Annotated in this window: 29 protein-coding genes and 1 other RNA gene; 8 read left to right on the top strand and 22 right to left on the bottom strand. The window is 68.6% G+C overall.

The annotated features are described in order from the left end of the window. Window positions 1–350 precede the first annotated feature (350 nt). Window positions 351–518, bottom strand: a complete 168-nt coding sequence (locus C882_RS24250) for a YdcH family protein (RefSeq protein ID WP_009542754.1) — start codon at window positions 516–518, stop codon at window positions 351–353. A gap of 138 nt (window positions 519–656) precedes the next feature. On the opposite strand from C882_RS24250, the gene C882_RS21280 reads away from it, so the two are divergent. Next, a complete protein-coding gene (locus C882_RS21280; RefSeq protein WP_009542755.1) occupies window positions 657–1,232 on the top strand; it encodes a UbiX family flavin prenyltransferase in 576 nt (191 codons plus the stop codon). 32 nt (window positions 1,233–1,264) lie between these two features. Here the strand turns inward: C882_RS21280 and C882_RS21285 are convergent, their stop codons facing one another. After that, the gene (locus tag C882_RS21285; protein WP_009542756.1) at window positions 1,265–2,446 is read right to left on the bottom strand and encodes an ATP-dependent 6-phosphofructokinase; all 1,182 of its coding nucleotides are present in this window, start codon (window positions 2,444–2,446) and stop codon (window positions 1,265–1,267) included. Window positions 2,447–2,550: 104 nt separating this feature from the next. On the opposite strand from C882_RS21285, the gene C882_RS21290 reads away from it, so the two are divergent. Further along, window positions 2,551–2,757, top strand: coding sequence for a YdcH family protein (locus C882_RS21290; RefSeq protein ID WP_009542757.1), 207 nt, complete (start codon window positions 2,551–2,553; stop codon window positions 2,755–2,757). An 11-nt stretch (window positions 2,758–2,768) separates the two neighbouring features. On the opposite strand, the gene C882_RS23665 is transcribed toward C882_RS21290, so the two are convergent. Beyond that, window positions 2,769–3,533, bottom strand: a complete 765-nt coding sequence (locus C882_RS23665) for a GGDEF domain-containing protein (RefSeq protein ID WP_009542758.1) — start codon at window positions 3,531–3,533, stop codon at window positions 2,769–2,771. Window positions 3,534–3,683: 150 nt separating this feature from the next. On the opposite strand from C882_RS23665, the gene purE reads away from it, so the two are divergent. Both purE and C882_RS21305 read left to right on the top strand, forming a co-directional pair. Next, window positions 3,684–4,166: a 5-(carboxyamino)imidazole ribonucleotide mutase gene (purE, locus tag C882_RS21300; protein ID WP_009542759.1), complete on the top strand. Its 483-nt coding sequence runs from the start codon at window positions 3,684–3,686 to the stop codon at window positions 4,164–4,166. Window positions 4,167–4,201: 35 nt separating this feature from the next. Further along, window positions 4,202–5,329, top strand: a complete 1,128-nt coding sequence (locus tag C882_RS21305) for a 5-(carboxyamino)imidazole ribonucleotide synthase (RefSeq protein ID WP_009542760.1) — start codon at window positions 4,202–4,204, stop codon at window positions 5,327–5,329. A 13-nt stretch (window positions 5,330–5,342) separates the two neighbouring features. Here C882_RS21305 and C882_RS21310 read toward each other — a convergent pair whose 3' ends face one another. The 3 genes from C882_RS21310 to def form a co-directional block, all read right to left on the bottom strand. Continuing rightward, window positions 5,343–6,098, bottom strand: a complete 756-nt coding sequence (locus C882_RS21310; protein ID WP_009542761.1) for an SDR family NAD(P)-dependent oxidoreductase — start codon at window positions 6,096–6,098, stop codon at window positions 5,343–5,345. 229 nt (window positions 6,099–6,327) lie between these two features. Then, entirely contained in the window at window positions 6,328–6,990 is a 663-nt protein-coding gene (locus C882_RS21315) for a COQ9 family protein (protein ID WP_009542762.1), read from the bottom strand. Window positions 6,991–7,010: 20 nt separating this feature from the next. Further along, the gene (gene def / locus C882_RS21320) at window positions 7,011–7,568 is read right to left on the bottom strand and encodes a peptide deformylase (protein WP_009542763.1); all 558 of its coding nucleotides are present in this window, start codon (window positions 7,566–7,568) and stop codon (window positions 7,011–7,013) included. Between the two features lie 210 nt (window positions 7,569–7,778). On the opposite strand from def, the gene rpsU reads away from it, so the two are divergent. Further along, complete coding sequence (rpsU, locus tag C882_RS21325; RefSeq protein WP_009542764.1) at window positions 7,779–7,982, top strand: 30S ribosomal protein S21; 204 nt, start codon at window positions 7,779–7,781, stop codon at window positions 7,980–7,982. Between the two features lie 359 nt (window positions 7,983–8,341). Here rpsU and hflX read toward each other — a convergent pair whose 3' ends face one another. The 11 genes from hflX to C882_RS21380 form a co-directional block, all read right to left on the bottom strand. Then, the gene (gene hflX, locus C882_RS21330) at window positions 8,342–9,643 is read right to left on the bottom strand and encodes a GTPase HflX (RefSeq protein ID WP_009542765.1); all 1,302 of its coding nucleotides are present in this window, start codon (window positions 9,641–9,643) and stop codon (window positions 8,342–8,344) included. 16 nt (window positions 9,644–9,659) lie between these two features. After that, entirely contained in the window at window positions 9,660–9,926 is a 267-nt protein-coding gene (gene hfq / locus C882_RS21335; protein ID WP_009542766.1) for an RNA chaperone Hfq, read from the bottom strand. Window positions 9,927–10,009: 83 nt separating this feature from the next. Next, window positions 10,010–10,681, bottom strand: coding sequence for an HAD family hydrolase (locus C882_RS21340; protein WP_009542767.1), 672 nt, complete (start codon window positions 10,679–10,681; stop codon window positions 10,010–10,012). Continuing rightward, window positions 10,668–11,549 carry a D-amino-acid transaminase gene (locus C882_RS21345; protein ID WP_009542768.1) on the bottom strand — a complete coding sequence of 294 codons (882 nt, stop codon included), beginning with the start codon at window positions 11,547–11,549 and terminating at the stop codon, window positions 10,668–10,670. The genes C882_RS21340 and C882_RS21345 overlap by 14 nt, the downstream gene beginning before the upstream one ends. Window positions 11,550–11,599: 50 nt before the next feature. After that, the gene (gene trkA, locus C882_RS21350; protein WP_009542769.1) at window positions 11,600–12,976 is read right to left on the bottom strand and encodes a Trk system potassium transporter TrkA; all 1,377 of its coding nucleotides are present in this window, start codon (window positions 12,974–12,976) and stop codon (window positions 11,600–11,602) included. Between the two features lie 79 nt (window positions 12,977–13,055). After that, window positions 13,056–14,465 (bottom strand): nitrogen assimilation response regulator NtrX, encoded by a 1,410-nt coding sequence (ntrX, locus tag C882_RS21355; protein WP_009542770.1) that lies wholly within the window; start codon window positions 14,463–14,465, stop codon window positions 13,056–13,058. Beyond that, a complete protein-coding gene (locus C882_RS21360; RefSeq protein ID WP_009542771.1) occupies window positions 14,455–16,818 on the bottom strand; it encodes a sensor histidine kinase NtrY-like in 2,364 nt (787 codons plus the stop codon). Before C882_RS21360 ends, ntrX begins: the two co-directional genes overlap by 11 nt. A 40-nt stretch (window positions 16,819–16,858) precedes the next feature. Then, a complete protein-coding gene (gene ntrC / locus C882_RS21365; protein ID WP_009542772.1) occupies window positions 16,859–18,310 on the bottom strand; it encodes a nitrogen regulation protein NR(I) in 1,452 nt (483 codons plus the stop codon). Further along, window positions 18,307–19,461, bottom strand: coding sequence for a two-component system sensor histidine kinase NtrB (locus C882_RS21370; RefSeq protein WP_009542773.1), 1,155 nt, complete (start codon window positions 19,459–19,461; stop codon window positions 18,307–18,309). Before C882_RS21370 ends, ntrC begins: the two co-directional genes overlap by 4 nt. Then, window positions 19,461–20,471 carry a tRNA dihydrouridine synthase DusB gene (gene dusB / locus C882_RS21375; RefSeq protein ID WP_009542774.1) on the bottom strand — a complete coding sequence of 337 codons (1,011 nt, stop codon included), beginning with the start codon at window positions 20,469–20,471 and terminating at the stop codon, window positions 19,461–19,463. Before dusB ends, C882_RS21370 begins: the two co-directional genes overlap by 1 nt. A 130-nt stretch (window positions 20,472–20,601) precedes the next feature. Next, window positions 20,602–21,402 (bottom strand): cytochrome C assembly family protein, encoded by an 801-nt coding sequence (locus C882_RS21380; protein ID WP_009542775.1) that lies wholly within the window; start codon window positions 21,400–21,402, stop codon window positions 20,602–20,604. A gap of 110 nt (window positions 21,403–21,512) precedes the next feature. On the opposite strand from C882_RS21380, the gene C882_RS21385 reads away from it, so the two are divergent. Then, entirely contained in the window at window positions 21,513–22,679 is a 1,167-nt protein-coding gene (locus C882_RS21385; RefSeq protein ID WP_009542776.1) for a bifunctional 2-C-methyl-D-erythritol 4-phosphate cytidylyltransferase/2-C-methyl-D-erythritol 2,4-cyclodiphosphate synthase, read from the top strand. A 19-nt stretch (window positions 22,680–22,698) separates the two neighbouring features. Here C882_RS21385 and C882_RS21390 read toward each other — a convergent pair whose 3' ends face one another. The 5 genes from C882_RS21390 to C882_RS21405 all read right to left on the bottom strand — a co-directional run bounded on the left by C882_RS21390 (window position 22,699) and on the right by C882_RS21405 (window position 25,498). Next, complete coding sequence (locus tag C882_RS21390) at window positions 22,699–23,514, bottom strand: TIGR00282 family metallophosphoesterase (protein ID WP_009542777.1); 816 nt, start codon at window positions 23,512–23,514, stop codon at window positions 22,699–22,701. Continuing rightward, window positions 23,511–24,113 (bottom strand): 5-formyltetrahydrofolate cyclo-ligase, encoded by a 603-nt coding sequence (locus tag C882_RS21395; RefSeq protein ID WP_009542778.1) that lies wholly within the window; start codon window positions 24,111–24,113, stop codon window positions 23,511–23,513. Before C882_RS21395 ends, C882_RS21390 begins: the two co-directional genes overlap by 4 nt. A 43-nt stretch (window positions 24,114–24,156) precedes the next feature. Beyond that, a non-coding RNA gene (gene ssrS, locus C882_RS24255) (6S RNA) lies at window positions 24,157–24,317 on the bottom strand. A 10-nt stretch (window positions 24,318–24,327) separates the two neighbouring features. Continuing rightward, window positions 24,328–24,654, bottom strand: coding sequence for a cell division protein ZapA (locus tag C882_RS21400; RefSeq protein WP_009542779.1), 327 nt, complete (start codon window positions 24,652–24,654; stop codon window positions 24,328–24,330). Window positions 24,655–24,700: 46 nt separating this feature from the next. Next, window positions 24,701–25,498, bottom strand: a complete 798-nt coding sequence (locus tag C882_RS21405) for a DUF4164 family protein (RefSeq protein ID WP_009542780.1) — start codon at window positions 25,496–25,498, stop codon at window positions 24,701–24,703. An 83-nt stretch (window positions 25,499–25,581) separates the two neighbouring features. Between C882_RS21405 and C882_RS24470 the strand changes: the two genes are divergently transcribed. Then, the gene (locus tag C882_RS24470; RefSeq protein ID WP_009542781.1) at window positions 25,582–26,016 is read left to right on the top strand and encodes a hypothetical protein; all 435 of its coding nucleotides are present in this window, start codon (window positions 25,582–25,584) and stop codon (window positions 26,014–26,016) included. 179 nt (window positions 26,017–26,195) lie between these two features. Next, window positions 26,196–26,846, top strand: coding sequence for a thiamine phosphate synthase (gene thiE, locus C882_RS21415; RefSeq protein ID WP_043647116.1), 651 nt, complete (start codon window positions 26,196–26,198; stop codon window positions 26,844–26,846). Window positions 26,847–26,923: the final 77 nt, after the last annotated feature.

The raw sequence follows: 26,923 nt of genomic DNA on the forward strand, positions 1-26,923 counted from the left end.
GCAATAATTGTTGCGCAAAGGAAAGGCCGCAGACGTGGAATTGTTCGCGCGCGGTGGCGGTAACGCGGCGAATATTCTCCAGTCGACGCCAAGTTGCTCCGACGGCGGGATTGTCCGACAACCGGCCCGAAGGGGTGGGGAAGCGGGTCGAGCCGCTAAGGGAAATGCGCAAACGAAAAGGCCTCGCCGGCATCTATCGCGGCCGAGGCCTTGGTCGTTGAAAGCCGCTGATCGTGCGGCGCTGGCGCCGGCGGCGCCATGATACGGGACCCGAAGCATCCCGTTGCAGACTGTCAGGTCATGTCAAAGCGGAAGGATGGTCTCTTCCCTCGTGGCGTCCTGTGCCCGTGTCAGTGCCGCGACATGCGGGCCAGTTCGTCCTTGATCTTGAGCTTCTGCCGCTTCAGCGTGGCTACCATGGCCGCATCGGGGATCGGTCGACGACTCTCCTGCTCCAGCTGATGCTCCAGCGTCTGGTGCTTGGTGGTCAGCGAGTCGATCCGAGCATCGTAGCCCATGGCAAACCTCCGTTATCGGGGTATGGTACGCCGAGTATGGTACGCCATTCTGAAGGCCGATTCCAGGCAATCCGTTAAGCTATTGTGACCGTATAACTTTCCGTTTATTACCCTTGTCAGACGGGTGACACGAGCTTCATGTACACCTCAGAGAAACCCCGCATTATTGTCGGAATTACCGGTGCCTCCGGTATTGTCTACGGCCTCAGGACGCTGGAGATACTGCGCGACCTGGAGGTCGAGACGCACCTTATCCTCTCACCCGCCGCCGAAGTGACGCTGGCGCACGAGTGCGACGTGAAGGTCGCCGACATCAAGGCGTTGGCCGACGTGGTCCACCGCCACCACGACCTGGCCGCGCCGCCCTCGTCGGGATCGTTCCGTACCATGGGTATGCTGGTGGCGCCGTGTTCCGTGCGGTCGCTGTCGGAAATCGCGGGCGGCATGGCGTCCAACCTGCTGACCCGCGCCGCCGACGTGACGCTCAAGGAGCGCCGCCGACTGGTGCTGATGGTGCGCGAGACACCCTTTCACCTGGGCCATCTGCGCGCCATGACCGCTGTGACGGAGATGGGCGCCATCGTCGCACCGCCCCTGCCCGCCTTCTACACCCGCCCGCAAAGCCTGGATGACATCGTCGACCATTCGGTCGGCCGGGCGCTGGACCTTTTCGGCCTGGACGCCGGGGTGGTGAAGCGCTGGGGCGGCGGCTGACCGCCTGCCGCCCCAGCGCCCCACCGCTTCGGTCAGATCTTCTCGGGCCCGGCCAGGTTGGGATCGACCGGAGTCGCGCTGCCGCACTCGTCCGGCGACACCGCGTCATCGTCCAGACGCTCGAAGTCGCCACAATAGATGCCCAGCCCGCGCGCCGTGTGCATGAGGGTGCCATTGGGGTCGAGCGAGCGCGGACCGATGGTGACGGCATCCAGCGGCACCTCCACCACGCCGCGGTCGCGCCAGGCCACCATCTTGCCGAACTTGCGCTGGGCGACCAGGTCCACGGCATGCACGCCGAAGGCCGAGGCCAGCAGGCGATCGTGCATCGACGGCGTGCCGCCGCGCTGGACATGGCCCAGGATCGTCACGCGCGTCTCGGCACCGGTCAGGTCGGCGATGTGTTCGGTCAGGTAGTGGCCGATGCCGCCGTACCGCTTCTGCCCGCCGGCATAGGAAATGGTCGGCGTCTCGCCGTCGGCGGTCTTGCAGCCTTCCGCGACGACGACCAGCGCATGGCTGCGGCCCTCGCCGTGCAGGACCTCCTTGATCTTGTCGGCCACGCCCTCCAGCGAATAGGGCACCTCCGGCACCAGGACCACGTCCGCCCCGCCGGAAATGCCGGCGTTGAGGGCGATGTGGCCGGCGTCGCGGCCCATGACCTCCAGGATCATCACGCGGTGATGGCTGGCGGCGGTGGGCTGCAGGCGGTCGAGCGCCTCGGTCACTACGTTGGCCGCGGTGGAGAAGCCGACCGACGTGTCGGTGCAATGGACGTCGTTGTCGATGGTCTTGGGCACGCCCACCATGCCGATGTTGCCGGCGGCGCACAGGCGCGAGACGATGTTCATGCTGCCGTCGCCGCCGATGACCACCAGGGCGTCCAGGCCCAGCAGCTTCACGCCTTCCACGAAATCCTGGCTGCGGTCTTTCTTGCTGCCGTCGGGCATGGGGAAATTGAACGGGTCACCCTTGTTGGTGGTGCCCAGCATGGTGCCGCCTTCCCGCAGGTGATTGCCCGTGAAGAAGTGCAAGTCCAGCGTGCGGTACTGAAGCGGGCGGTTCATCAGGCCCATGGTGCCGTCGACGATGCCGAACACTTCCCATCCATATGTGCGGATGGCGCGATAGGCGACGGCGCGGATCACGGCATTCAGGCCGGCGCAGTCGCCGCCGCTCGTCAACACACCAATGCGCTTGATCGGTTTCGCCATAACAGGTCCTCTCCCTCTCGTGTTCGGCGCGTTCTCCATACCCTTTTGAGGGCGTATCTGATAGTGTCCAAAATATTAAGTCATCCCCAGGACGTCCCCCTCCCATGATTGACGACGAGACTCAACGGCTGCGGTCCCAGCTTGCCATGTTGAAGGAAGAACACCGGGACCTGGACGACGTGATTGCCCGCCTGGTGGAGAAGGCTCCCTTCGATCAGCTACAGTTGCAACGCCTGAAAAAGCGGAAACTGATGCTGAAGGACGAGATTTCCTACATCGAGGCGCAGCTGCACCCCGACATCATCGCCTGAGCCCCGGCCTGTCAGGCCGGTTCCGACGCCGCGCGCATGCGGGCGTCGGCGGCCTCCACCGCGCTTTCCGGCGTCATGCCGGGCTCCAGGATCACCGATGCCGCCCGCACGTCCAGCACAAGGTCGCCATCCTCATGGCGCGGTGGATACGCCGTGACCGCGTCCCGCAGCGCCGCCACCCGGCTGCCGGCCGTGATCGGGTCGAGCATGGTCAGCACCACGCCCACGCCGGCCCCGCCCGTGGCGCCCACCACGTCGGCCCGGCCGACCCCGCTCACCAGCACATCCGCCATGTGCCGCAGGGCCGCCTCGGCGGCGGCGATCCCCTGCTCGGCGTGCAGGGCCTCGAAATTTGCCAGGTAGAACAGGCCCAGCACGGGGGGCGTCCCGGCGTCACGGTCCGTGCCCGCCGCCTGCAGCACAAGGTTCAACTCGCGGTCGAAGGCGCGGCGGTTGAGCACCGGCAGCAGGGCGTCCCGGTCGGCCAGGCCCTCCAGGTAGGCCTGCCGCCCCTCCGCCTGCTCCAGCGCCCAGCGGAAGCGGTCGACGTCGCCCATCAGGTCCTCCAGCGCGTGGCGGACCGAGGGCGTCAGTTCGGCAGTCGGTATTCCGTGCAGCGAGGTGATGTCGTGGGGTGGTGCCACCCTGGCGGCACCGTAGGCTTGCGCCGCGCGGGAAAAGGCGCTGCCGCGGCCCTTGCGGCCGCCGCCGTCGTTCTGCCCTTCCCTGCGCCATCCCACGCCCTGCGTCGGCGGCGGCGGGTTGATGTCCGGCATCGGTCATGTCCTTCTGCCATGGCCTGCAAACCACAGGCTACCACCTTCGGGCAGGGAAACGAACAGGGAGTCGCCGCGCCCCTTGCAGCGGGCTTTCCGGGCCCTATAATCCCGGTCTTTCCGAAACCCAACTCATTGCGGGAGACCACCATGGACGTCGGCATCATCATGGGCAGCCAGTCGGACTGGGAGACCATGCGCCACGCCGCCGATGTCCTGGAGAGACTGGGTGTCGCCCACGAGGTCAAGATCGTCTCCGCCCACCGCACGCCGCAGCGCCTGGTGGACTATGCCACCTCGGCCCGCGAGCGCGGGCTGAAGTGCGTGATCGCCGGCGCCGGCGGCGCGGCCCACCTGCCCGGCATGTGCGCCAGCATGACGCCCCTGCCCGTCTTCGGCGTGCCCGTGCAGTCCAAGGCGCTGAACGGCATGGACAGCCTGCTGTCCATCGTCCAGATGCCCGCCGGCGTTCCCGTGGGGACCCTTGCCATCGGCCGCGCCGGGGCCGTGAACGCCGGCCTGATGGCCGCGTCTGTGGTGGCCTTGCTGGACGACGCCGTGGCGGCCAGGCTGGACGCTTTCCGCGCCGAGCAGACCGAGGCCGTCGCCGACGAACCGCGCGACGACGCCTGATTCCGTTCCGAAACCCGACAGCCGACGAGCCTTCCATGACCGACCACACCACCGCCCCCGCCGCTTTCCTGCCGCCCGGGTCCGTGATCGGCATCCTGGGCGGCGGCCAGTTGGGCCGCATGACGGCGCTCGCGGCGGCGCAACTCGGCTATGACGTGCATGTCTACTGCGGCAGCGAGGACGAGCCGGCGGCCCAGGTCGCGCGCTTCGTGACCACGGCCTCCTTCGATGACGAGGCGGCGCTGGCCTGCTTCGCCGAGGCCGTGAACGTCGTCACCTACGAGTTCGAAAATATCCCGACCGCCCCCGTGCGGTTCCTGGAGGAGCGCGTCGCCGTGCGCCCCGGTGCCGCCGTTCTGGAAACGGGCCAGGACCGCATCAAGGAAAAGGCCTTTTTCAACGGCCTGGACATCGCGACCGCCCCCTGGAAGCCCGTGCACTCGCTGGCGGACCTGGAGGCGGCGGTCGAGGCGCTGGGCCGCCCGTCCGTGCTGAAGACGGCGCGGCTGGGCTATGACGGCAAGGGGCAGGTGCGCATCGATGACGGCACCGATCTGGCCGAGGCGTGGGACTCGCTGAAGACCGACGCCGCCGTCCTGGAAGGCTTCATCGACTTCGACCGCGAGATCAGCGTGATCGTCGCGCGCGGCACCGACGGCGCCATCGCCTGCTATGATCCGGTGGAAAACATCCACGTCCACCACATCCTCGACACCACCATCGCCCCGGCTCCGGTGGACGGCCCGCGCGGGCGGCAAACGCTGGAGGACGCGGTTTCCGTCGCCAGGAAGGCCGCCGACGCGCTGGAACTGGTGGGCCTGCTGGCAGTCGAAATGTTCGTCGACCGCTCCGGCCATGTTCTGGTCAACGAAATGGCGCCGCGGCCGCACAACTCGGGGCACTGGACCATGGACGCCTGCCTCACCAGCCAATTCGAGCAGCTGGTACGGGCGATCTGCGGGCTGCCGTTGGGCAGCCCCTTGCGCCGCTGCGACTGCCGCATGAAGAACCTGATCGGCGAGGACGTGCACCAGTGGCAGGGCGCGCTGTCGGAAACGACGGCCCACGTCCACCTCTACGGCAAGGCAGAGGTGCGGGCCGGCCGCAAGATGGGGCACATCAACTACCTCTACCCGCTGTCCGAGGACGGGCATCACGGGTGAGGCCGGCAGCGGCCTACCGCAGCGCCCCCAGCAGCCCGGCAAGCCGCAGGTAGACCCGGTTGGGCATCACGCGGCCGGCGATGAACTGCGGCGCCAGTTCCTTGGGAAAGACCACCTCGAAGCAGTCCGACGACAGGCCGCGCACGATCTCCTTGGCCGCGCGCTCGGGCGTGATGGCGAACGGCGTGGGCATGGCGCCCTCCGTCAGGCGCGTCTTCACGAAGCCGGGGCTGAACAAAGTCAGGCGGATGCCCTCGCGCTTCAGGTCGCCGTGGATCGATTCGCACAGGTTGATGAGCGCCGCCTTGCTGGGGCCATAGGCTGCCAACCCCGGAAATCCCCGGTATCCGGCTACCGAGCCGACGACGCCGATGCGCCCGCGCGCCCGGCCGCGCATGGCGGGCAGGACGGCGTCCAGGGCGTTGACGACGCCCAGGTAGTTCACCGACATCACCTTGGCGGCGCGCTCGGCGGAGAAGTCGGTGCCGCTCATGTCTTCGTGGGTACCGGCGGCGAACAGCGCGAGGTCGATGGACCCCATGCGTGCCTCGATCTCGCCGACGGTGGCGCGGCAGGCGTCGACATCGGTCACGTCCAGGGGGAACGGTCCGCAGGAGCCCGACAGGGGCTCGGCCTCGCGGGCGAGCGACTCCAGCGATTCCTCCGTGCGGCCGCTGACGGCGACTTTCACGCCCTGCCCGGCCAGGCGAAGGGCGGTGGCGCGGCCGATGCCGGAACTGGCGCCGGTGACCCAGGCGGTGGAGAACATGGCGGGGCCTCCTTTTTTCTGGTGTTGCCCCTCATACGGGGGACGGCCGTCGTCCGATCCCCCCGATTTGGAGGGCACAGCCCTCCAAACCTCCCAGTCTTTTCAAAGTGGTCTGTTCAATCGGCCGAGCAAGCCTCGGAAACGACTAGAAAAACTGGAGGTCCGGAGGCTGCGCCTCCGAGCGTGTGCGGGCGGCAGCCCGCCCGCGTCAGCGGTCAGGTCTCAGGCCCTAACGGCGAAACGGCGACCCCTGCCCCCCGAACTTCGGCGGCCGGGGCATCAGCTTGCGCGGGTCGGGCAGCTTTCCGAAGGCGTTCTTCAAGCGGCGCTCCACGTTGGGAATGACCCCGACGGCGCGGAACTGGCGGTCAAGGAAATCCCAGGTGTCTTCAAAGTCTTCCGAGGTGTCCTCAAACCAGTACAGCAGCGTCGCCGTGTAGATGGGCGCCAACGTCAGGCGCTTGGTGTACCACGAGAAATCGGCGCTCTGGTCGCCGGCGGCCTTCCAGATGGCGTCCACCGTCTTCGCCGTGGAGCGGATGCTCTGGCCGGCGTACTGGGGCAGCGACAGGGTCGCGACGGCGCGACGGATGGCCTCGCGGTCGCCGGCCCAGCGGGTCAGGCGGAGCTGGATGGCGCGCTTGATCCGGGCCGGCGTGTGCAGACCGGTCAGGTCGTCGGCGGCCATATCCTCGATCATCATGCGGTCGGCCAGGTCGGCGAAGTGGGTGATGGCCTCGGCCACGCCGCCCGGAAACAGCCGCTCCGCCGCGCCGGGGCCCAGATCCTCGTCGTCGCAGGCGTGGCGCAGGGTCTTCATGCTCCAGCCGTCGAAGGGCACATGGAACAGTGCGCGCTGAACGACGGCGTCACGGGAAGCGATCAGGTCCATCAAAGGCTCCTTCAGTCGGGTCAGCCGGGCACCGGCTCGTCGGGCTCCGGGCGGTCGGCGGCGGTCATGGCGCGGCGCATCTCGTCGACAAAGCCGAAGGTGGACAGGTCGGTCATGCGCATGGGGTACAGCAGTGCGTCCAGGTGGTCGCATTCGTGCTGCACGACCCGCGCATGAAAGCCCGAGGCTTCGCGCTCGATCACCCCGCCGGCGGGGGTTATCCCCTTGTAGCGTATCCTTTTCGCGCGCGGAACCATGCCCGTCATGGCGGGGATGGACAGGCAGCCCTCCCACCCCTCGACGGTTTCCTCGGTCAGCGCCTCGATCTCGGGGTTGACCAGAGCGGTCAGCGGCACCGGCGTGCCATCCTCGGTACGGCCGCCGGGGACGTGGAAGATCACGACGCGCAGCGGCACGTGCACCTGCGGCGCGGCCAGGCCGACGCCGCCAGCGTCGGCCAGCGTCTCCTCCATGTCCCGCACCAGCCGCGCGATTTCGGGCGCCGTCGGCTCGGGAACGGGATCGGCCACGCGGCGGAGAACCGGATGGCCCATCTTCGCGATTTTCAAAATCGACATGATGTGTAATATGATCCCCAAGTGATGGTTGGACAACAAGCCACGACGGCGCAAACGTCCATCCATATTAATGCCTGCGCCCCCTTCACAGATCGGGGCGACGGTGATAGTATTCGCACCCTTCGATCCGGCCTGCCCCGGACGCGAGATCGCTCGCGACGGCGGAGGCCGGTTTCAATGGTTCAGTACATCGAAAGGAGATGAGGTTCCGTGCAGGTTCTCGTTCGCGACAACAACGTCGATCAGGCTCTCAAGGCCCTCAAGAAGAAGATGCAGCGTGAGGGCATCTTCCGCGAAATGAAGCTCCGTCGTTCCTTCGAGAAGCCCTCGGAGAAGAAGGCCCGCGAAAAGGCCGAAGCCGTGCGCCGCGCCCGCAAGCTGGAGCGCAAGCGTCTGGAGCGTGAGGGCTTCTGAGCACCCACCTGCTTTTTCCTTGCCCTCCCCGCGTAGAACGCCGCCATGCGGCGTCCGCGAAAGGGGGTGAGTGACGACAAGTCATCTCCGACCGATCTTCGGCGCGCCCGGCTTCATGCCCGGCGCGCCGTCGTCGTTTTGGCCACGCCCTGCTCCCGAGGTCCTCGGTTGCGTGACCCGGGCTGTCGAGCCCTTCAGGTTTTCAGGATTTTGCGACAGGGATTCCCGTAGGACCGGGAGATCAGGCAGGCACAGCCTCAGCCCAGGCATAACGCGGCCGCCCCGCTCGTGAGAGGCTCCGGGCACCGCAGAAAAAGACGGCAGCCACGCGCGCACCGCGCTCAGCCGCCGCCCTGTTTCTACTTCCCCATGCGGAATCGTTCGGCGTCGGCCGGGTCGAGGCGGACGATCATGTGCGCCGTCTCCTCGTTGTCCTCGCGCGAGACCACGTCACCCTTGCGGTAGAGCCACGAGATCGTGGCGCCATCGGACAACGGCACGTCGGTCTCGATGGTCTCGCGGCTGCGGGACAGCACCTCGTCCACGGTGGCCAGAAGGCGGTCCACACCCTCGCCGGTGATGGCCGACAGGGCGATCATGTTGTCGTCGCGCGCCGCCTGCTGCACCAGTTCGTCGTGGGCCTCCGGGGCCAGGAGGTCGATCTTGTTCATCGCCTCCAGAAGGCCTGCGTCCACTTCCTCGCCCAGGTTCAGCTCGACACGCAGCACGTGCTCCACGTCCGCCTTCTGGGCGGCCGTGTCCGGGCTGTGGGCGTCGCGGACGTGGACGATCACGTCGGCCTCCAGCACCTCCTCCAGGGTGGCGTGGAAGGCGGCCACCAGTTCGTGTGGCAGGTCGGAGACGAATCCCACCGTGTCCGACAGGATCACCTGCTTGCCCGACGGCAGGACGAGGCCGCGCATGGTCGGGTCCAGCGTGGCGAACAGCTGGTCCTGGGCGTAGACCTCGGACTTTGTCAGGCGGTTGAACAGCGTCGACTTGCCGGCGTTGGTGTAGCCCACCAGCGCAACGATGGGATAGGGCACGCGCCGCCGCGCCTCGCGGTGCAGGTTGCGGGTGCGCTTGACCTCCTCCAGCTCCTTCTTCAGGCGCGTGATGCGCTCCGAGATGAGCCGGCGGTCTATCTCGATCTGCGTTTCACCTGGGCCGCCCATGAAGCCGGCACCACCGCGCTGGCGCTCCAGGTGGGTCCACGACCGCACAAGGCGCGAGCGCTGGTAGCTGAGGTGGGCAAGCTCCACCTGCAACTGACCTTCGCGGGTGCGGGCACGCTCGCCGAAGATTTCCAGGATCAGACCGGTGCGGTCGATGACCTTGGTCTTCCAGTTGCGCTCCAGGTTGCGCTGCTGCACGGGGCTTAAGTGGCAGTCCATGACCACCACCTCCACCTCGTTGTCCTCGATGATGGACTGAAGGCGCTCCACCTGCCCTTCCCCGAGGAAGGTGGCGGGGCGCGGCTTGTTCAGCGTCACCACCTCGCCGTGGACGATGTTCAGGTCGATGGCGAGCGCCAGGCCCTTGGCCTCTTCAAGGCGCTCGGTGGGGTCGCGCGCGTCGTCGTTCGTCCCCCGCTGTTTGATGGCGGGATGGACGACCAGGCACCGCGCGGGGTCCCTTTTCGTGGATGTGGGTTCGGTCAATTGGGTCCAGTCAGGGTCAGGACTGTTGGGCCGCCGCCTCACCCTCTTCCCGCGTCTGCTCGAACAGCGAGATGGGCGTGGTCGGCATCACGGTGGAGATGGCGTGCTTGTAGACGAGCTGGGTATGCCCGTCGCGGCGCAGAAGCAGCGAGAAATTGTCAAACCAGGTAACGATTCCCTGGAGCTTCACGCCGTTGACCAGAAACACGGTGACGGGAGACTTGTTCTTGCGGATGTGGTTCAGGAAAACGTCCTGAACGTTCTGAGATTTTTCAGCAGACATATGTCGGCCCTTTTTCGTTTTTTTGTCCCCGCACGGGCAGATGATCAGCCCGCTTGAATTGCGTACACCAGCCCTGGTTACCATCAAACACGGGCGTTGGAAACCGTCTGTTCGCGCAGGTGTTCCAGAAGCGCGCCCGTTTCGCTGATATGGATATCCGGAGCGCAATTCGCAAACTCCTGCGCATCCGGAGCCGCCGGCCGCAGAAGCACCGACCGGCATCCCGAGTCGCGGGCACACTGGATGTCCACCGGCATGTCCCCGACGAACCACACCACATGCTCCGCCGGGTCCACGCCCGACCCCTTCAGCGCCAGGTGCACGACATCGGTCGCCGGCTTGTCGCGCGGCGCGTCGCCGGCCCCCACCAGCCGGTGGAAATAGGGCGTCCAGCCCAGGTGGTCGGCCTCCTGCCGCAGATAGCGGCCGGTCTTGTTGGAGACGACGGCCAGCAACACCCCCTCCTCCGCCAGGCCTTTCAGCAGGTCGGCGGCACCGGGCAGCGGACGGAGCATGTCGATGTGGACCTCGCCGAAGGTGCGGTAGAAAATTTCCGCCGCCTCCTCCCAGGCATCACCGAACAGCGCGGGGAAGGCCTCCCGCAGCGACCGCGCGATGCGCCGCTGGGCCTCTTCCTCGGTCCAGGGATCGTGCCCCATGGCCTCCAGGGTGGTGTTCATGGCCTTGATGATGCAGGGCCATGTGTCCACCAGTGTGTTGTCCCAGTCGAACAGGATGGCGTCAGGACGCGACATGGGTCCACGCATCCGCCGGGATCGCGTTCAGGTGATCGTAGTAGAGGGCCCGCAGCCGGGTCGCCACGCTGCCCGGCTTGCCGTTGCCCAGCACCGCGTCGTCGATCTGCACCACCGGCATCACGAAGGCCGTGGTGCCCGAGACGAAGGCCTCGCGCGCCTGCTTGGCTTCCTCAAGCGAGAAGGCGCGCTCCTCCACCTCGATGCCGTTGGCGCGGGCCAGGTCCATGAGGGTGGCGCGGGTGATGCCGGGCAGGATTTCATGGCCGAGCGGGCGCGTCACCAGCCGGCCCTGCTGGTCGACGATCCAGGCGTTGGAGGCGCCCGCCTCGGTCACCATGCCGTCCTTGTCCACCTGGAAGACCTCGTAGCAGCCGGCCTCGGCGGCTTTCTGCTTGGCCATGGCGTTGGGCAGCAGGCCGATGGTCTTGATGTCGCGGCGCTTCCAGCGGATGTCCTCCACCGAGATCACCTTCACGCCGTCCTCGATCACCTGCTTGCGGATGGCCGGCATGGGCCGCGCCGTCGCCACCATCGACGGCTTGATGCCCGGCGACCACGTATGGACGCGCGGCGCCTTGCCCCGGTTGACCTGAAGGTAGACGATGCCGTCCGTCACCTTGTTCCGCCGCACCGTCTCACGCAGCACGTGGGCGAGCACCGGGCGGCTCATGGGCATGGGGATCTGCAGCTCCTTCAGGCCTGTCTCCAGCCGGTCGAAATGCCCGGCCAGGTCCACGGGGCGGCCCTTCCACACGGCGATCACCTCGTAGATGCCGTCGGCGAACTGGTGGCCCCGGTCCTCGATGTGCACCGAGGCCGCGCGGTGCGGCAGGTACCGGCCGTTGACGTAGGCGATGCGGGACATGCGGAACGGTTCCTTCTAGCTGCTGCGACTTGAGACTGACCGAATGACGATCAGAAATACTCCAGGCGGACGGAGAACATCTTCTCCACTTTCTTGACGGCCTCCTTGGCGGCAAACAGCACCACGCGGTCGCCGCCCTTGACCACCGTGCCGCCGCGGGGGCTGATGACCTCGGCTCCGCGGACCACGGCCCCGATGATGACGCCGTTGGGCAGCTTCACGTCGCGCAAGGGCTTGCCGACAATGGACGATGTTTCCAGCGCGTCGGCCTCGATCATCTCGCCGAACCCTTCATGCAGGGAGTGTACGGCATGAATGCGGCCGCGGCGCACATGCTGGAGAATGTTCGACACCGTGATGGCGCGCGGATTGACCACCACGTCCACCCCCAGTGGGCTGACCAGGGCGTTGTAGGTGGTCTTGTTCAGCAGCGCGATGGCGCGCGAGGCCCCGGCCCGCTTGGCCAGCAGCGACGACAGGATGTTCACCTCGTCGTCGTCGGTGATGGCGACAACGGTTTCCACATTGCCGATGCTGGCCTCGTCCAGGATCTCCGGGTCCAGCACATCGCCGTTGAGCACGATGGTACGGTTGAGCGTCTTGGCGACGAACTCGGCCCGCTCCTTGTCCTGCTCGATGACCTTGGCGCTGATCTCGGGGTGCTCGTTCTCAAGCTGCTGAGCCAGGAACAGGCCGATGTTGCCGCCGCCGAAAATGAGCACGCGCCGGGTTTCCTGCTCCTCGTGCCCGAAAGCCGCGAGCGCGCGGTCCATGTGGTCACGCGAGCACACGAAGTAGATTTCATCGCCCGGCAGCATCTGGTCGTCGGGCGATGGCACCATGGGCTTGTCGTCGCGCACGATGCCGACGATGACGATCTGCAGGTCGGGGAACAGCTGGGTGAGCTGGCGCAGCGGCGTGTGGACGACCGGCGTGTCTTCCGAACAGCGCACGCCCAGGACCTGCACCTTGCCCTCCACCAGCGGGATGATGTCGATGGCGCCGGGCACGCGCAGCCGGCGGGTGACGGCGCGGGCGACCTCGATCTCGGGGCTGATGATGACGTCGATGGGCATGTTCTCGCGCGAGAACAGGTTCGCCCAGATGGGTTGGAGGTAGGACTGGTTGCGGACGCGCGCGATCTTGGTCGGCACGGCGAACAGGCTGTGCGCCACCTGACAGGCGACCATGTTCACCTCGTCGGCCGCCGTGACCGCGATGACCATGTCGGCGTCGGAGACGCCGGCCTGCTCCAGCACGTTGGGATGGCTGGCGTAGCCCAGCACGGCCTTCACGTCCAGGCCGTCGGAGATCTTGCGGATCAGGTCCGGGCGCTGGTCGATGACGGTGATGTCGTTGTTCTCGACGGCGAGGTAGCGGGCGATGTTGTACCCGACCTGACCGGCGCCGCAGATGATGACCTTCATGGTAGTCCTCCAGCCGGCCCGACCCTTGCGCGAAACGCGCGGAGAGGGGCGGCAGCAGTGTCGAAACGCGCCGGCGTGCCTAGCGCCTGGGCTCCTCGCCGCCGGCCGCCGGACCGCCGGTGACCCCCAGCGCCTTCAGCTTGCGGTGCAGGGCGCTGCGCTCCATGCCGACGAACTCGGCGGTGCGCGAGATGTTGCCGTTGAACCGCGTGACCTGGCTGATGAGGTACTCGCGCTCGAACATTTCGCGCGCCTCGCGCAGCGGCAGGGCCATGATCTGGCCCGAGTTTTCCAGCCGCAGCACTTCCGGCGTGATGGAGCCGATCTCGGCGGGCAGGTGCTCGGCGGTGATGGGCTGCGCCGGATCGCCGGGCGCCATGATCAACAGCCAGTCCACCACGTTGCGCAACTGGCGCACGTTGCCCGGCCAGCCGTAGCTCTGCAGCGCCGCCATGGCATCCTCGCCGATTTCGCGCGGGGCCATGCCGGCGCCGCGGGCCGCCTGCTCCATGAAATGGCGCGCCAGCAGCGGAATGTCCTCGCGGCGGTCGCGCAGGTCCGGCATGCGGATGGGCACCACGTTCAGGCGGTAGTACAGGTCCTCGCGGAACGCGCCTTCGGTGATGGCCTGTTGCAGGTCGCGGTTGCTTGCGGCGATGACGCGGACGTCCACCTCCACCCGCTTGGAGCCGCCGACCCGCTCGAACGTCTGCTCCTGAAGGGCGCGGACGATCTTGCCCTGTGTTTCCAGCGGCATGTCGGCGACCTCGTCCAGCAGAAGGGTGCCGCCGTGGGCCTGCTCGAACAGGCCGATCTTGCGCCCGGTCAGGCCGTCAACGCCCGCTTCCACGCCGAACAGTTCCGGCTCCATGCGGTCGGGATGCATGGCGGCGCAGTTGACCACCACGAAGGGCATGTCGGCGCGCTTGGACTTGGCGTGGATCAGCCGGGCGGCCACCTCCTTGCCCGACCCCGGGGCACCGGTCAGCAGCACGCGCGAGCCTGTGGGCGCCACCCGGTCGATGGCCTGGCGCACCTGGGCGATGCCCGGCGAGCCGCCGACCAGTTCCGGCGGACCGCCGGCGCGCAGGCGCAGTTCCTCGTTCTCGCGCTTGAGGCTGGCGGCCTCCATGGCCCGTTCCACCAGCAGCAGCAGGCGGTCGGACTTGAAGGGCTTTTCGATGAAGTCGTAGGCGCCCAACTTGATGGCGGACACCGCAGTTTCGATGGTGCCGTGGCCGGAGATCATGACCACCGGCACCGTCGGGTGCTCGGCCTTGACCGTCTCCAGCACCTGAAGGCCGTCGATGCGGCTGCCCTCCAGCCAGATGTCCAGGATGACCATGGACGGCGCGCGGCGGCGGATTTCCTCCAGCGCCTCGTCGCCGTCGCCGGCCTCGCGCGGCTCATAGCCTTCATCCTCCAGGATGCCGGCCAGCAGCATGCGGATGTCTGACTCGTCGTCGACGATGAGGATGTCACGCGCCATGGCTGTGTGTTCGAACGTCCGGTGAGGCAGAAGCAGAAACGGAAGGCCCGTCGGGCGGGGTAGCGGTCACGTCGGGCGCGCCGGCCGCGGCTGCGGCGGCACGCGCGGCGGGAAAGACCATGCTGATGCGAGCCCCGCCGTGCTCGCCGTCTTCCAATACCAAGTCGCCCCCGTGGTCTTCCAGGATTTTCTTGACGATGGCGAGCCCGAGGCCGGTGCCCTTGGTCCGGGTGGTGACATAGGGCTCGGTCAGCCGCGCCCGGTCCTCGCCCGTCGGCAGGCCCTTGCCGTTGTCTTCAACGGTGACGGTCAGGGGGCCGCTGCCCGGATCTTCCGGTGCGTCCACGGACAGGCGGACCCAGCCTTTGGGAAGCGCCTCGCCTTCGCCCGGTTTGTCCCGTCCCTCAACGGCTTCCGCCGCGTTCTTCAGAAGGTTTGTCAGCGCCTGCCCCACCTGCCGCGAGTCGCACTCCAGCGGCACGCGGTGGCTCGGCAGGTCGAGCGTGAAGTCGATGGCCGGATGCGCCGTGCGCTGCGAGAACACGGCATGGCGGACCAGTTCCACCATGTTCTCGGCCTTCATCACCGGCTGGGGCATGCGGGCGAAGGCGGAAAATTCATCGACCATCTGGCCGATGTCGCCAACGTGGCGGACGATGGTGTCGGTCAGCTTGGAGAACGTCTCGCCGTCCTCCGTCACCTGCTTGAGGTATTTGCGCTTGAGCCGCTCCGCCGAAAGCTGGATCGGCGTCAGCGGGTTCTTGATCTCGTGCGCGATGCGCCGCGCCACGTCCGCCCAGGCGGCCTTGCGCTGGGCGCTTTGCAGTTCGGTGATGTCGTCGAAGGTCAGCACATGACCAACCACCTGCCCGTCCATTTCCTCGGCCGTCACCCGCACGAGCAGGGTCAGCGGCCGGTTGCCCCGGCGCACGACGATTTCGCGCTGGAGCGTGCGGTCGGGACGCTGGGCGACCTCGTCCATCAACTCCGCGAATTCGGGGATGGCCTCGCCCACCGGCCAGCCGGACCAGGCGTGCAGGTCGGTGTGCAGCAGCATGCCCGCACCGCGGTTGGGCAGGGTGATGCGCCCTTCCGCATCGGTGCCGATGACGCCGGCCGAAACGCCTTCCAGCACCGTTTCCGTGAACCGCCGGCGCTCGTCCAACTCGCGGTTGGTCAGCGTCAGGCGGTGGTGCTGGTTGGCGATCTGGCTGGTCATGCGGTTGAAGGCGCGGCCCAGCGAGGCCACCTCGTCGCTGGCGGCGATCTCGGGCACGCGGACCGAGAGGTCGCCGCCCCGGACCCGTTCGGCCGCGTTGATGAGCGCCACGATGGGGCTCGCCAGCCGGGTCGCCAGGGTCAGGCCGACCCAGACGGCGGCCAGCAGCAGCAGCATGGCGACGATCATGAAGATCAGCGCGAATGTGATCTCCAGTCCCGACTGCTGGCCCTGAAGGGTCTTGTACTCCGAGACGGCCTTCTCGGTCGCCTCCATGTGATTGATGACCTGCGGATCGACGAAACGCCCGACATACAGGTAGGACGCCGGCGTCGTGTCCAGCCGCACCAGCGCCCGGACGCGGTCGTCGGTTTCGCCGGTCAGGACGGCCACCTCGCCGTTGTTGGCCCGCTCCAGCGCCCAGAAGGGCACATCCTCGAACTGCAGGGCGAAGGTGAAGCCGGCACGGGCGAACACCTTGCCGTCGGGCGAGAACATGATCGCTTCCGACAGGCCGCGGATGGAGGCCTGCGCCTCCAGGAACCGCTCAAGCTGCTGCGTCGACCGGGCAAGCTGCGTCCACTGCCGGTTGATGTCGGATGCCACCGAAAGCACCTCGCCGGCCACCGCCTGGCGGTGCTCCTCCATGTAGGCGCGCGCTACGGCCTGGCTTTCATCCAGCGCCGTGCGCACCCGCTCGCCGAACCATGTCTGGACGCCCAGATTGAAGAACAGGGCGGAGAAGATGGCGACCAGCACCGTCGGCGTCACCGCCACGGCCGAGAACAGCAGCACCAGCCGCACGTGCAGGCGCGAGCCCGCCGTCCCGGAGCGATGCTCCAGCCACACGCGCACGATGCGGCGCACGACGATGACCGTCAGCACCAGCAAAAGCACCAGGTCCGCCATCAGCAGCAGGTAGAGCGTGTTGCTCTCCGCCGCCGAGGTGCCCTGGTCGGTCATCACCACATAGGTGCCGGCGCCCGAGGCGATGGCGGCCAGCGTCAACAGGATCGCCAGCCGCCGGCCCAGGTTGACGTGCCGCGCCCACAAGCCCAGGCGCAGGAAGGTGCGCTTGAGCGTCACCCGCGAGGCCGAGGACGTGGACGGGGCGGAGGTCGGGTCACTGCTCACGGTCTGGCTCCCGAAGCGGCACCGGCGGGCCGGCGGCGCCTCACTTCATGCCGCGCACGACGGAAATGTCGAGATCGCGGATCTTCTTGCGCAGGGTGTTGCGGTTCAGCCCCAGCACCTGGGCGGCGCGGATCTGGTTGCCGCGCGTGCTCTCCAGCGTCAGCGCCAGCAGCGGCCGCTCGATCTCGCGCAGCACGCGATCGTAGAGCCCCGGCGGCGGCAGGCCGTCGGAGTGGGCGCCGAAGTACTCGCGCAGGTGCCGCTCCACCATGTCGGACAGGCCCTCGGCATCGTGGCCGTTGCCGTTGCTGGCGGCGGGCGCGGTGGAGGCGGCGGCGAGTTCCTGCTCGATCACCTCGACCCCGATGACCTCTTGCGAGTACAGGGCGGCCAGGCGGCGCATGAGGTTTTCCAGCTCGCGCACGTTTCCCGGCCAGCGGTGGCGCTTCAGGCGCTCCACGGCGGCGGGCTCCAGCGTCTTGGGCGGCAGGCCCTCCCCGGTCACCTGCGTCAGGAAATGGCTGGCGAGTTCCGGAATGTCCTCGCTGCGCTCGCGCAGGGGGGGCAGGCGGATGGGCACCACGTTCAGGCGGTAGAACAGGTCCTCGCGGAACAGGCCCTGGCGGATGAGTTGCTGCAGGTCGCGGTGGGTGGCGGCGACGATCCGCACATTGGCGCGGATGCTGGTGCGCCCGCCGACCGTCGTGTACTCGCCCTCCTGCAGCACGCGCAAAAGCCGCGTCTGGGCCTCCGGGGGCATGTCGCCGATCTCGTCCAGGAACAGCGTGCCGCCCTCGGCCTGCTCGAAGCGGCCCTGCGCGCGGGCCGTGGCGCCGGTGAACGAGCCCTTCTCGTGGCCGAACAGCTCGCTCTCGATCAGTTCGCGCGGGATGGCGGCCATGTTGACGGCGACGAAGGGCCCGTTGCGGCGCTTGCCGTAGTCGTGCAGGGCGCGCGCCACCAGTTCCTTGCCGGTGCCCGACTCGCCGTTGATCATCACCGTCAGGTCGGTGGTCATGAGGCGCGCGAGCGTGCGGTAGATTTCCTGCATGGCCGTGGAGCGGCCGATGAGGGGCAGCGCCTCTTCGTCGTCGGCGGCCACCGACGCTCCGGTCGTGCTGGGCTTGGGCAGGCTGATCGCGCGGTTGACCACGTTGACCAGCTCGGTCAGGTCGAAGGGCTTGGGCAGGTACTCGAACGCGCCGCGCTCGGTCGCCTTCACCGCCGTCAGCAGGGTGTTCTGCGCCGACATGACGATGATGCGCATGTCGGGACGGATCTTCTTGATGCGCGGGATCAGGTCCAGGCCGTTCTCGTCGGGCATGACCACGTCGGTAATGACCAGGTCGCCCTCGCCGTCCGACACCCAGCGCCACAGAGTGGCGGCGTTGCCCGTGGTGCGCACGTCATAGCCCGCGCGCCCCAGCGCCTGGCTGAGGACGGTGCGGATTCCGTGGTCGTCGTCGGCGACGAGGATGGTCGAGGGTGTCATGGGGTCGGCGTGCTCTTCTTGCGGCCGTCGCGGCGGCCGGTGGTCATGATGGGCAGCATCACCTTGAAGACGGTGCGCCGCGGCTGGCTGTCGAACTCGATGATGCCGCCGTGGTCGTTGACGATCTTCGCCACCAGCGCGAGGCCCAGGCCCGAGCCCTTCGGCTTGGTGGAGACGAACGGGTCGAACAGGTGCTGCCGCAGGTCTTCCGGGATGCCCTCGCCGTTGTCCTGGATGGACACGACAAGCGGCAGGTTCATGCGGGTCCGCGAGCCGGGAACGGCGACGCGCACGCCATGCTGATAGCCGGTGGACAGGATCACCTCGCCGCCCTGCTCGGGCGCGGCCTCGACAGCGTTCTTCACCAGGTTGAGGAACACCTGAACCAGCTGGTCGCGATCGCCCGGCACCGGCGGCAGCGACGGGTCGTAGTGCTCGATGAAGCGCACGCTCTTGCCGAAGCCGTTCTCGGCCACGCGGCGCACGTGCTCCATCACCTGGTGGATGTTCACCGGTTCGCGCTGGGGCGGACGGGTATCGGAGAACACCTCCATGCGCTCCACCAGCTTGACGATGCGGTCGGCCTCGTCGGTGATGAGGCGGGTGAGCACGCGGTCGTCCTCGGACCCGCTCTGCTCCAGAAGCTGGGCGGCGCCGCGGATGCCCGACAGCGGATTCTTGATCTCGTGCGCCAGCAGCGCCGACATGGCCGAGACCGACCGCGCGGCATTGCGATGCCCCATCTGCTGGCCGATGCGGATGGCGAGCGTCTGCTCCACCAGCGCCAGAACCACCCAGCCGACACGCTCGGCCACCGGCGTCGCCTGCACGGTGACGGTGCGCAGGCCCGTGCGCGGGCTGTCGAGCGTAACGCCGTGTTCCGAGACGCCGTAGTTGTCCTCGCTGACCACCTGCACCAGGCCGACGATGGGGCTGTCGCCGGGCAGGAACTCGGTCAGCGGATGTCCGCACAGGCTGTTGGAGCCCAGGTGGAACAGCTGTTCCGTGGCGGTGTTCACCTGGCGGATGATGCCCTTGTCGTCCAGCACCATGACGGCGGTGGGCAGGGTATTCAGGACCGATGAGGGGTCGAGCGGCTGGGCATTGCGGCCGCCCTTGGTGGCGTTCTTCAGCACGTTCAGTCTGACCATCAGGCGGCCGCCTTCGCGCGGGCCGCGGTGTCGTAAAGGGCGTCGATCTCGGCCCGCACGGCGTCGGCATCCTCCAGCACGTTGACGCGCTCGCGGAAGGCGTTGCCACCGGGCAGCCCGGTCGTATACCAGGCAATGTGCTTGCGCGCCACGCGGATGCCCTTGTAGCCGCCGTAATGGTCCAGCAGGGCATCCAGGTGCTCCAGCAGCACCGCCCGCTGCTCGGCCAGCGGCGGGTCGGGGCGGCGCTGGCCGGTCGCCAGGAAATGCGCCACCTGCCCAAGGAACCACGGCCGCCCCTGGCAGCCGCGCCCGATCATCACGCCGGCCGCGCCCGAGGCGGTCATCAGCCCGGCGGCATCGTCCAGGCTTTCCACGTCGCCGTTGCCGATGACGGGGATGGAGACAGCCTCCACGGTCGCCCGGATGGCGCCCCAGTCGGCCGACCCCTTGTACATCTGGTTGCGGGTGCGGCCGTGAACGGTGACCATCGCCAGCCCCTCTTCCTGGGCGATGCGGGCGAGGCGGGGGGCGTTCAGACAGTCGTGATCCCACCCCAGCCGCATCTTCACCGTCACCGGCACGGCCGGGTCCACGGCCTTGCGCACGGCGGCCATGATGCGCCCGGCCAGCGCTTCGTCGCGCATGAGGGCGGAGCCCGCATAGCCCTTGACCACCTTCTTGACGGGACAGCCCATGTTGATGTCGATGAGCGCCGCGCCACGGTCGACGTTCATGCGGGCGGCCTCGGCCATCACCTCGGGCTCGTTGCCGGCCAGCTGGACGGCCATGGGGTGTTCGTCGCCGCAGGCCGTGGACATGCGGAGCGTATCGGCGTGGGCGCGGATCATCTGGGCGCTGGCGATCATCTCCGAGAACACCAGCCCGGCGCCGAACCGCTTGACCAGCCGGCGGAACGGCTGGTCCGTCACGCCCGACATGGGCGCCAGCAGAACGGGGTTGGCGACGGTCAGCGGACCGATGCGCAAGGGAAAGGCAACTGCGGTCATGCGAACTCTCGGGCTCCGGGGAGCCATGGCCGGATGAAACAAACCTGCATAATAATTAGGCACACCGCCCACCGCAACAGCAAAGAGGCGGCCGGGTGCACAATATCATGCCGGATGGTGTGCGAGGGTGTCAGGCGAGCAGGACGTCGGTGACGAACTTCACGCCCGGATAGGCCAGCGTCAGCAGCAGATAGGCCACCAGCACCACCCGCGCCGCCGCCCGTCCCCGCAGGCCCCACAGGCGTTGGCCCAGCAGCAGGCCGCCGATCACCACGAAGGCCAGGATGGACAGCGTGGTCTTGTGCGAAACCTGGATCAGCTCGGCGGTCTCCAGATACTGCACGGCCATGCCGGTGACAAGGCCCAGGCCGAGAACGACCTCGGTCGCGACCAGCAGACGGACCTGCAAGCCCTCGCTGTCCATGACCGGCGGCAGGATGGCGGTCAGGGCGTTGCGCTTCTTGCGCTTGAGCGCCCGCTCCTGCAGGAAGGCCGCCAGCGCCGCCACGGCGGACAGCGTCAGCAGGCCGTAGGTGACGACGGAGACGCCGATGTGCAGCTCCACCCATGCGTCGGGCACGGGCGCGGTCAACCGAGGCCCGGCCGCCCAGCGCCACACCACGGCCAGCAGCGACAGGCCGATCATGTAGGGCGCGAGCAGCGGCGCCAGGCGCCAGGCGCGGCGGCTGACCACGGCCAGCAGCAGGAACAGCGCCATCGAGACGGCGACGGCCACCCACATCGCCATGGCGAAGCCCGTGTTCCACGGCCCCACCACCTGACTGGCGGCATGCACGGCCGGCCCCGCCACGGCCAGCGCCGCGGCGACCCAGAAGGGCCCGTCGCGCCCCGCGTTCGGCCGCCCGTTGACCAAGGCCAGCGGCACAAGCGACAGGACGGCGCCCAGATCGAGGAGAAATCCCGGAATCATGCGGGGACTATAGGCACAGCCTCGGGCGAAAAACAATCGCGCCGAGGGGGCGCGGCTGCTACCGTCCGCTGCAAGAGGAAAGCCTTGCGCAACAACGGAGAAGAACGGCGATGACGACGGTGGTGGCTTTGGTCGTGGCGGCGGGACGGGGAGCGCGCATGGGCGGCGGCGGCCTGCCCAAGCAGTACCGCCTGCTGGGCGGGCGCCCGGTGCTGCGCCACAGCCTGGGAACGCTGGCGGGCCACCCGTCCGTCGATCATGTGCTGACCGTCATTCACCCCGACGACCGCCCGCTGTACGAAGAGGCCGCCGCCGGGCTGAACCTGGCCGACCCCGTCCCCGGCGGGGCGGAGCGGCAGGACAGCGTGCGCCTGGGGCTGGAGGCCGCCGCCGGGCTGGGCGCCGACGTGGTGCTGATCCATGACGGCGCGCGGCCCTTCGTCGACGCCGGGGTCATCGACCGGGTGGTGGCGGCGCTTATCGACCACGACGGCGCCATCCCCGCCCTGCCCGTCGCCGACACGCTCAAGCGCGGCGATGCCTCGGGCAGGATCACGGAAACCGTGCCGCGCGACGGCCTGTGGCGGGCCCAGACGCCGCAGGGGTTCCGCTTCGAGGCCATCCGCCAAGCCCACCGCGCCGCCGAGGGCAAGGTGCTGACCGACGACGCCGCCGTGCTGGAAGCCGCCGGCGGAACGGTCGTGCTGGTGCCGGGGGCGGAAGCCAACGTCAAGATCACCACCGGCGAGGACCTGACCCGCGCCGAGCGCCTGTTCGACCGGCCGCTGGAGCCGCGTACGGGCACGGGCTTCGACGTCCACGCCTTCGCCGCCGGCGGCGACGGGGTGCAGTTGTGCGGCGTGCTGGTGCCCTACTCCGCCCGCCTGGCCGGACATTCCGACGCCGACGTCGCGTGGCACGCCATCACCGACGCCATCCTGGGCGCCATCGGCGCCGCCGACATCGGCCGCCATTTCCCGCCGACCGACGAAAAGTGGAAGGGCGCGGACTCGGCCGTCTTCCTCGCCCATGCCGCCCGGCTGGTGGAAGCCCGCGGCGGCCGCATCGCCCACGTCGACGTGACGGTGATCTGTGAGCGGCCGAAAATCGGCCCCTTCCGCAGCGCCATGCGCGCGCGTACTGCCGAGGTACTGGGCCTCTCGGCGGAGCGCGTCAACGTGAAGGGCACCACGACGGAGAAGCTGGGCTTCACCGGCCGGCGCGAGGGGATCGCCGCCCAGGCGGCGGCGACGGTGCTGCTGCCGGCGCTGTTCTGAAGCAGGGCGGTGCCGCCGCTCAGACCTCCGGGATCATCTGGCTGAGGCGGCCGCCCAGGCGAAGCGGCTCGACCCGGCGCGCGAGGCCGGAGCGGTCGTCGGTTTCCACGAACACGCCGCAGACGGTCGCCGGGCCCTCCGCCGGTGCCAGGCGCTCGCCGGGAATCTTGCGGACCAGCTTGCTGACCGCGCCGTCCTTCTTCATGCCGATGACGCTGTCGTAGTCGCCGCACATGCCGGCGTCGGTCTGGTACGCCGTGCCGCCGGGCAGGATGGCGTGGTCGGCCGTCGGGATATGGGTGTGGCTGCCGACCACAAGGCTCGCCCGGCCGTCGCAGAAGTGGCCGACGGCGCACTTTTCGCTGGTGGCCTCGGCATGGACGTCGACCAGGATGGCATCCACCGTCGCGCCCAGGCGGAAGCGGGCGAATTCCTGCTGCAGGGCGGCAAAGGGGTCGTCCAGCGGGTCCATGAACAGCCGGCCCATGACCTGCACCACAAGCAGCTTCTTGCCGCGCTCGGTGGTGTGGATGCAGGCGCCCCGGCCCGGCGTACCCTGCGGATAGTTGGCCGGGCGCACCAGGCGCGGCTGCTTGTCGATGTAGGACAGCATCTCGCGCTGGTCCCAGGCGTGGTTGCCCAGCGTGATGACGTCGACGCCGGCCTCCAGCAGGTCCTGCGTGATGCGCACGTTCAGGCCGAAACCGTGAGCGGCGTTCTCGCCGTTGACGATCACCGCGTCCAGCTTCAGGTCCTGGCGCAGTTTCGGCACGCACTCCTGCACCGCGTCGCGGCCGGACCGTCCGACCACGTCTCCCAGATACAGAAGTCTCATGCCTTTTCCTTTCGCCGGTTCACCACGATGATCCCGCGCTCCGTGGCGATCCAGTCGAGCGGTTCGTCGTGCGATTCCTCGGGCACCTGGGGCAGTTCCTGCCCCGCGTAGGCGACGCCGATGGAGAGAATGTCGGTATCGACGCGCAAAGCTGCCAGGGTGCGGTCGTAAAATCCACCCCCATAGCCGAGCCGCCCGCCCGCGCGATCGAAGGCCACCAGCGGCACCAGCACCACCGAAGGCGTCACCTCGCCGGCCTCAGGCCCGGGATGGCGGGTGCCGAAGACGCCGTCCTCCAGTGCCATGCCGGGATGCCAGCGGCGGAAGGTCAGCGCCGCGTCACGGGCTCCGACGACAGGCAGGGCCGCCGTCGCGCCCGCCTCCACCACGGCGGTCAGCAGCGGCAGGACGTCGATCTCTTCGCGCATGGGCCAGAAGCCGGCGACGACGCTTTGCGGGCCGATGTGCCAGCGCCCGGTCACCACGTCCCGCAGGCCCAGCGCCGCACGGCCGCGTCCGGCCTGCTCGGCCACGGCGGGACGCCTTGCCAGACATTCGGCGCGCAGGCGCTTCTTGGTCTCGGCAAGGTCGGCGGTCATGGGTCGGGGTTACCGGCTGGTCGTCTTTGGGGAAGATAGGGGATGCGAAGCCACCCTGGCCGTCGGCTCTACGCGACCTCCACATGGGCCACGAGCAACTACGTGGGTGCCGTGTAGTAAGGCCAGGGCCCTACCAGGGACAGCTCCCTATCTATGATTATAGCCCCCGGGAGTTGTGCGGCCTAACGAACCGGGCAGCCTCGCAGGATCATACCTAGGACTGTTCGAGGCGCTGCGCAACGGTGTTGATGCGTTCGGAGACATTCTCCAGCTTTTCCACCACATCGGCTTCGGCCTGTTCGCGGGCCTCGCCGTCGCCCCGCAGGTGCTCAAGCTCGCCCTGCGCGTCGGTCAGTTCGTCGGCGACCATGAGCGCCGTCATGACCAGCAGCAGGCTGTCGCTGACGGTGCCCACGTCGCGGGTGATCCCGCGCGCCTTGTCGTCGAGCATGCGGCCAAGCTGGAGGATGTGCTCCTCCTGCCCGTCGTCGCAGGCGACGGTGTAGGCGCGTTCGTTGATGGTGACGGTAACCTGCCCCAAGATGTCCCCCTGCGTGGTGTCGACGATGACATGCCGGCCGCGGCCCTCAGCGCTCCAGGACCGCCTTCAGGCGGCCGATGGTGGTGTCCAGCCGGCCGCTGATGCGTCCCGAAGCCTCCTTGAGGCGCGCGTGGTCGGCCTCCAGCGCCTGAAGCCGCTCGGACAGGCGGCTCCGCTCGGCGCGCACCTCGGCCAGTTCGGTGGACAGACGCTCGGCCTCCGCCTTCGCGGCATCCAGGTCTTCCGACGCGCCGGCCCGCGCCTCCAGGTCTGCGACGCGGGTGGCGGCGTCGGAAAGCTGTTCGGACAGGCGGTCGCGCTCGGCCGTCACGGCCTCCACCTGCTCGCGCGCCGCCGCGAGATCGGCCTCGGCGCTGGCGTCGGCCATGGTGCGCAGGCGCTCCACCTCGGCCGCCAGACGGTCGCGCTCCGCCTGCGTGTCGCCCAGTTCCGTGTCCAGCCGCTCGGCCTCGGCCTGAACGGCCCGCAACTCGCCCAAAAGGTCCTCGCGCTCCTCGGCGGCCTGCCCGCGATGGGCGTCGGCCATGCGGGCGTTTTCCGCCTGGGCGCGGGCGAGCTGGTTGCGCAGCGTCTCGATCTCGGTCTTGAGCCGGCCGTTCTCCTCGGCCAGGGAGGCATCGCCGGAGCGGGCCTGCTCCAGCGCCGCGACGGCCTGATCGCGATCCTCGGCGGCGCGGTCGCGCTCGGCGATCAAGGCCGCGCGCTCCTCCTCGAAGCCCGTCGCGTTGGCGGCGGCGGCGTCCTCCAGGCGTTGCAGGGCCTCGACCAGGCCCTCCACCGCGCCGTCGATCCGCTTGAGCTTGTAGATCGCGATATTTTCCAAGGCTCTATCGCTTTATGCTTGAGTTTGATCTAAGATTATTCGCGATTGAACGCCTGCGTCAACCGCACAGGCGTGAGGAAGCCGTGACGTCTGATCCCAACGCGCCACCACGCATCATCGTCCACAGCCCCGCCCATGCCAGGGCGGCCCTGGCCGCCGCGCGCGAAGCCGGCCGCCGGGTCATCCTGCAAAGCCCGCCGCGCTGCGCCCTGATCCAGGGAGCGGCCTGGTTCCACACGCTGATCGAGGCCGCCCGCGCACAAGAGCCGGGCGCGGATGCCCTGCCCGTCCTGGACTGCGGCGACGCGCCGGGTTTGGCGCTCGCCGCCCTGCGCGACGGGGCCGAGGCGGTGCGGCTGGAGGTGACGGGCTCCGCCCGCACCGCCGTCGCCGACATCGCGGACCAGCTGGGCGCCCGGCTCGACGAAGGGCCGGCGGCACCGGTGCTCGATCTTCTGGACGCCCGCGAGCCGTCGGAGGCCTGCCGCCGATTTCTGTCCAGCGGGCTGGAGGTGTAGCGCGGCCTCGGGTATGTAGGGCCGACGTTTTCTATATTCCGACTGGACCCGCCGATATGGCCGAGCGCGACGACGACATTCCTGAAGACCTGGACGACCCGGACGCCTTTGAGGACGAGGACGAGGACCACGAAGGGCTGGACGGCGCCGAGGTGCCCGACCTGGAAACCATGGTCGGCATGGTCGAGCGCGAGCCCTGCCGGCTGTACCTCATCACGCCCCCGCGCCTTGATGACCTGGATGCGTTCGCCGACACCCTGGCGCGCGCCCTGGATGCCGGCGACTGCGCGGCCCTGCAGATCCGCCTGAAGGACGCGGATGACGATGCGGTCAAGCGCGCCGTCGACCGCCTGCGCCCCATCGCCCAGGACCGCGACGTCGCCGTGCTGCTCAACGACCGGCCGGATCTGGCGAAACAGACCGGCTGCGACGGCGCCCACGTCGGACAGGAGGACACCCCCTACCGCGAGGCACGGCGCATCCTGGGCGAGGACGCCATCGTCGGCGTCACCTGCCATGACAGCCGCCACCTGGCGATGGTCGCCGCCGAGGACGGGGCCGACTACGTGGCCTTCGGCGCCTTCTACCCCACGCTGACCAAGAATCCCAAGGCCGCCGCCGACCTGGACATCCTGCGCTGGTGGCAGGTGATGATGCAGGTGCCTTGCGTCGCCATCGGCGGCATCGTCCCGGACAACGCCCGGCCGGTGGTCGAGGCCGGCGCGGACTTCCTGGCCGTCTGCGGCGGCGTGTGGAACCATGCCGAAGGACCCGAGGCCGCCGTGAAGGCGCTCAACGCCATCATGGCTGAGGTCACGGGCACCGCCTGATCCCGGTCCGGGGGTGACGGCGCGGCGGGGGGGGGCCCCCCCCCGGGGGGCGGCCCCCCCCCCCCCCCCCCCCCCCC

The sequence above is a fragment of the Caenispirillum salinarum AK4 genome (assembly GCF_000315795.1).
Classification (GTDB): Bacteria; Pseudomonadota; Alphaproteobacteria; order Rhodospirillales; family Rhodospirillaceae; genus Caenispirillum; species Caenispirillum salinarum.

Excerpts from the sequence above, each read along its gene's own strand:
- dusB (WP_009542774.1), bottom strand. The coding sequence starts at position 20,471 with ATGACCGCAGTTGCCTTTCCCTTGCGCATCGGTCCGCTGACCGTCGCC.
- C882_RS21345 (WP_009542768.1), bottom strand. The coding sequence starts at position 11,549 with ATGTCCCGCATCGCCTACGTCAACGGCCGGTACCTGCCGCACCGCGCG.
- C882_RS21285 (WP_009542756.1), bottom strand. The coding sequence starts at position 2,446 with ATGGCGAAACCGATCAAGCGCATTGGTGTGTTGACGAGCGGCGGCGAC.
- C882_RS21385 (WP_009542776.1), top strand. The coding sequence starts at position 21,513 with ATGACGACGGTGGTGGCTTTGGTCGTGGCGGCGGGACGGGGAGCGCGC.
- purE (WP_009542759.1), top strand. The coding sequence starts at position 3,684 with ATGGACGTCGGCATCATCATGGGCAGCCAGTCGGACTGGGAGACCATG.
- C882_RS21290 (WP_009542757.1), top strand. The coding sequence starts at position 2,551 with ATGATTGACGACGAGACTCAACGGCTGCGGTCCCAGCTTGCCATGTTG.
- C882_RS21305 (WP_009542760.1), top strand. The coding sequence starts at position 4,202 with ATGACCGACCACACCACCGCCCCCGCCGCTTTCCTGCCGCCCGGGTCC.
- C882_RS21315 (WP_009542762.1), bottom strand. The coding sequence starts at position 6,990 with ATGGACCTGATCGCTTCCCGTGACGCCGTCGTTCAGCGCGCACTGTTC.
- def (WP_009542763.1), bottom strand. The coding sequence starts at position 7,568 with ATGTCGATTTTGAAAATCGCGAAGATGGGCCATCCGGTTCTCCGCCGC.
- C882_RS21380 (WP_009542775.1), bottom strand. The coding sequence starts at position 21,402 with ATGATTCCGGGATTTCTCCTCGATCTGGGCGCCGTCCTGTCGCTTGTG.
- ntrC (WP_009542772.1), bottom strand. The coding sequence starts at position 18,310 with ATGACACCCTCGACCATCCTCGTCGCCGACGACGACCACGGAATCCGC.
- thiE (WP_043647116.1), top strand. The coding sequence starts at position 26,196 with ATGGTCGAGCGCGAGCCCTGCCGGCTGTACCTCATCACGCCCCCGCGC.
- C882_RS21390 (WP_009542777.1), bottom strand. The coding sequence starts at position 23,514 with ATGAGACTTCTGTATCTGGGAGACGTGGTCGGACGGTCCGGCCGCGAC.
- C882_RS21370 (WP_009542773.1), bottom strand. The coding sequence starts at position 19,461 with ATGGTCAGACTGAACGTGCTGAAGAACGCCACCAAGGGCGGCCGCAAT.
- hfq (WP_009542766.1), bottom strand. The coding sequence starts at position 9,926 with ATGTCTGCTGAAAAATCTCAGAACGTTCAGGACGTTTTCCTGAACCAC.
- C882_RS21280 (WP_009542755.1), top strand. The coding sequence starts at position 657 with ATGTACACCTCAGAGAAACCCCGCATTATTGTCGGAATTACCGGTGCC.
- C882_RS24250 (WP_009542754.1), bottom strand. The coding sequence starts at position 518 with ATGGGCTACGATGCTCGGATCGACTCGCTGACCACCAAGCACCAGACG.
- C882_RS23665 (WP_009542758.1), bottom strand. The coding sequence starts at position 3,533 with ATGCCGGACATCAACCCGCCGCCGCCGACGCAGGGCGTGGGATGGCGC.
- C882_RS21395 (WP_009542778.1), bottom strand. The coding sequence starts at position 24,113 with ATGACCGCCGACCTTGCCGAGACCAAGAAGCGCCTGCGCGCCGAATGT.
- C882_RS21340 (WP_009542767.1), bottom strand. The coding sequence starts at position 10,681 with ATGTCGCGTCCTGACGCCATCCTGTTCGACTGGGACAACACACTGGTG.
- ntrX (WP_009542770.1), bottom strand. The coding sequence starts at position 14,465 with ATGGCGCGTGACATCCTCATCGTCGACGACGAGTCAGACATCCGCATG.
- trkA (WP_009542769.1), bottom strand. The coding sequence starts at position 12,976 with ATGAAGGTCATCATCTGCGGCGCCGGTCAGGTCGGGTACAACATCGCC.
- C882_RS21310 (WP_009542761.1), bottom strand. The coding sequence starts at position 6,098 with ATGTTCTCCACCGCCTGGGTCACCGGCGCCAGTTCCGGCATCGGCCGC.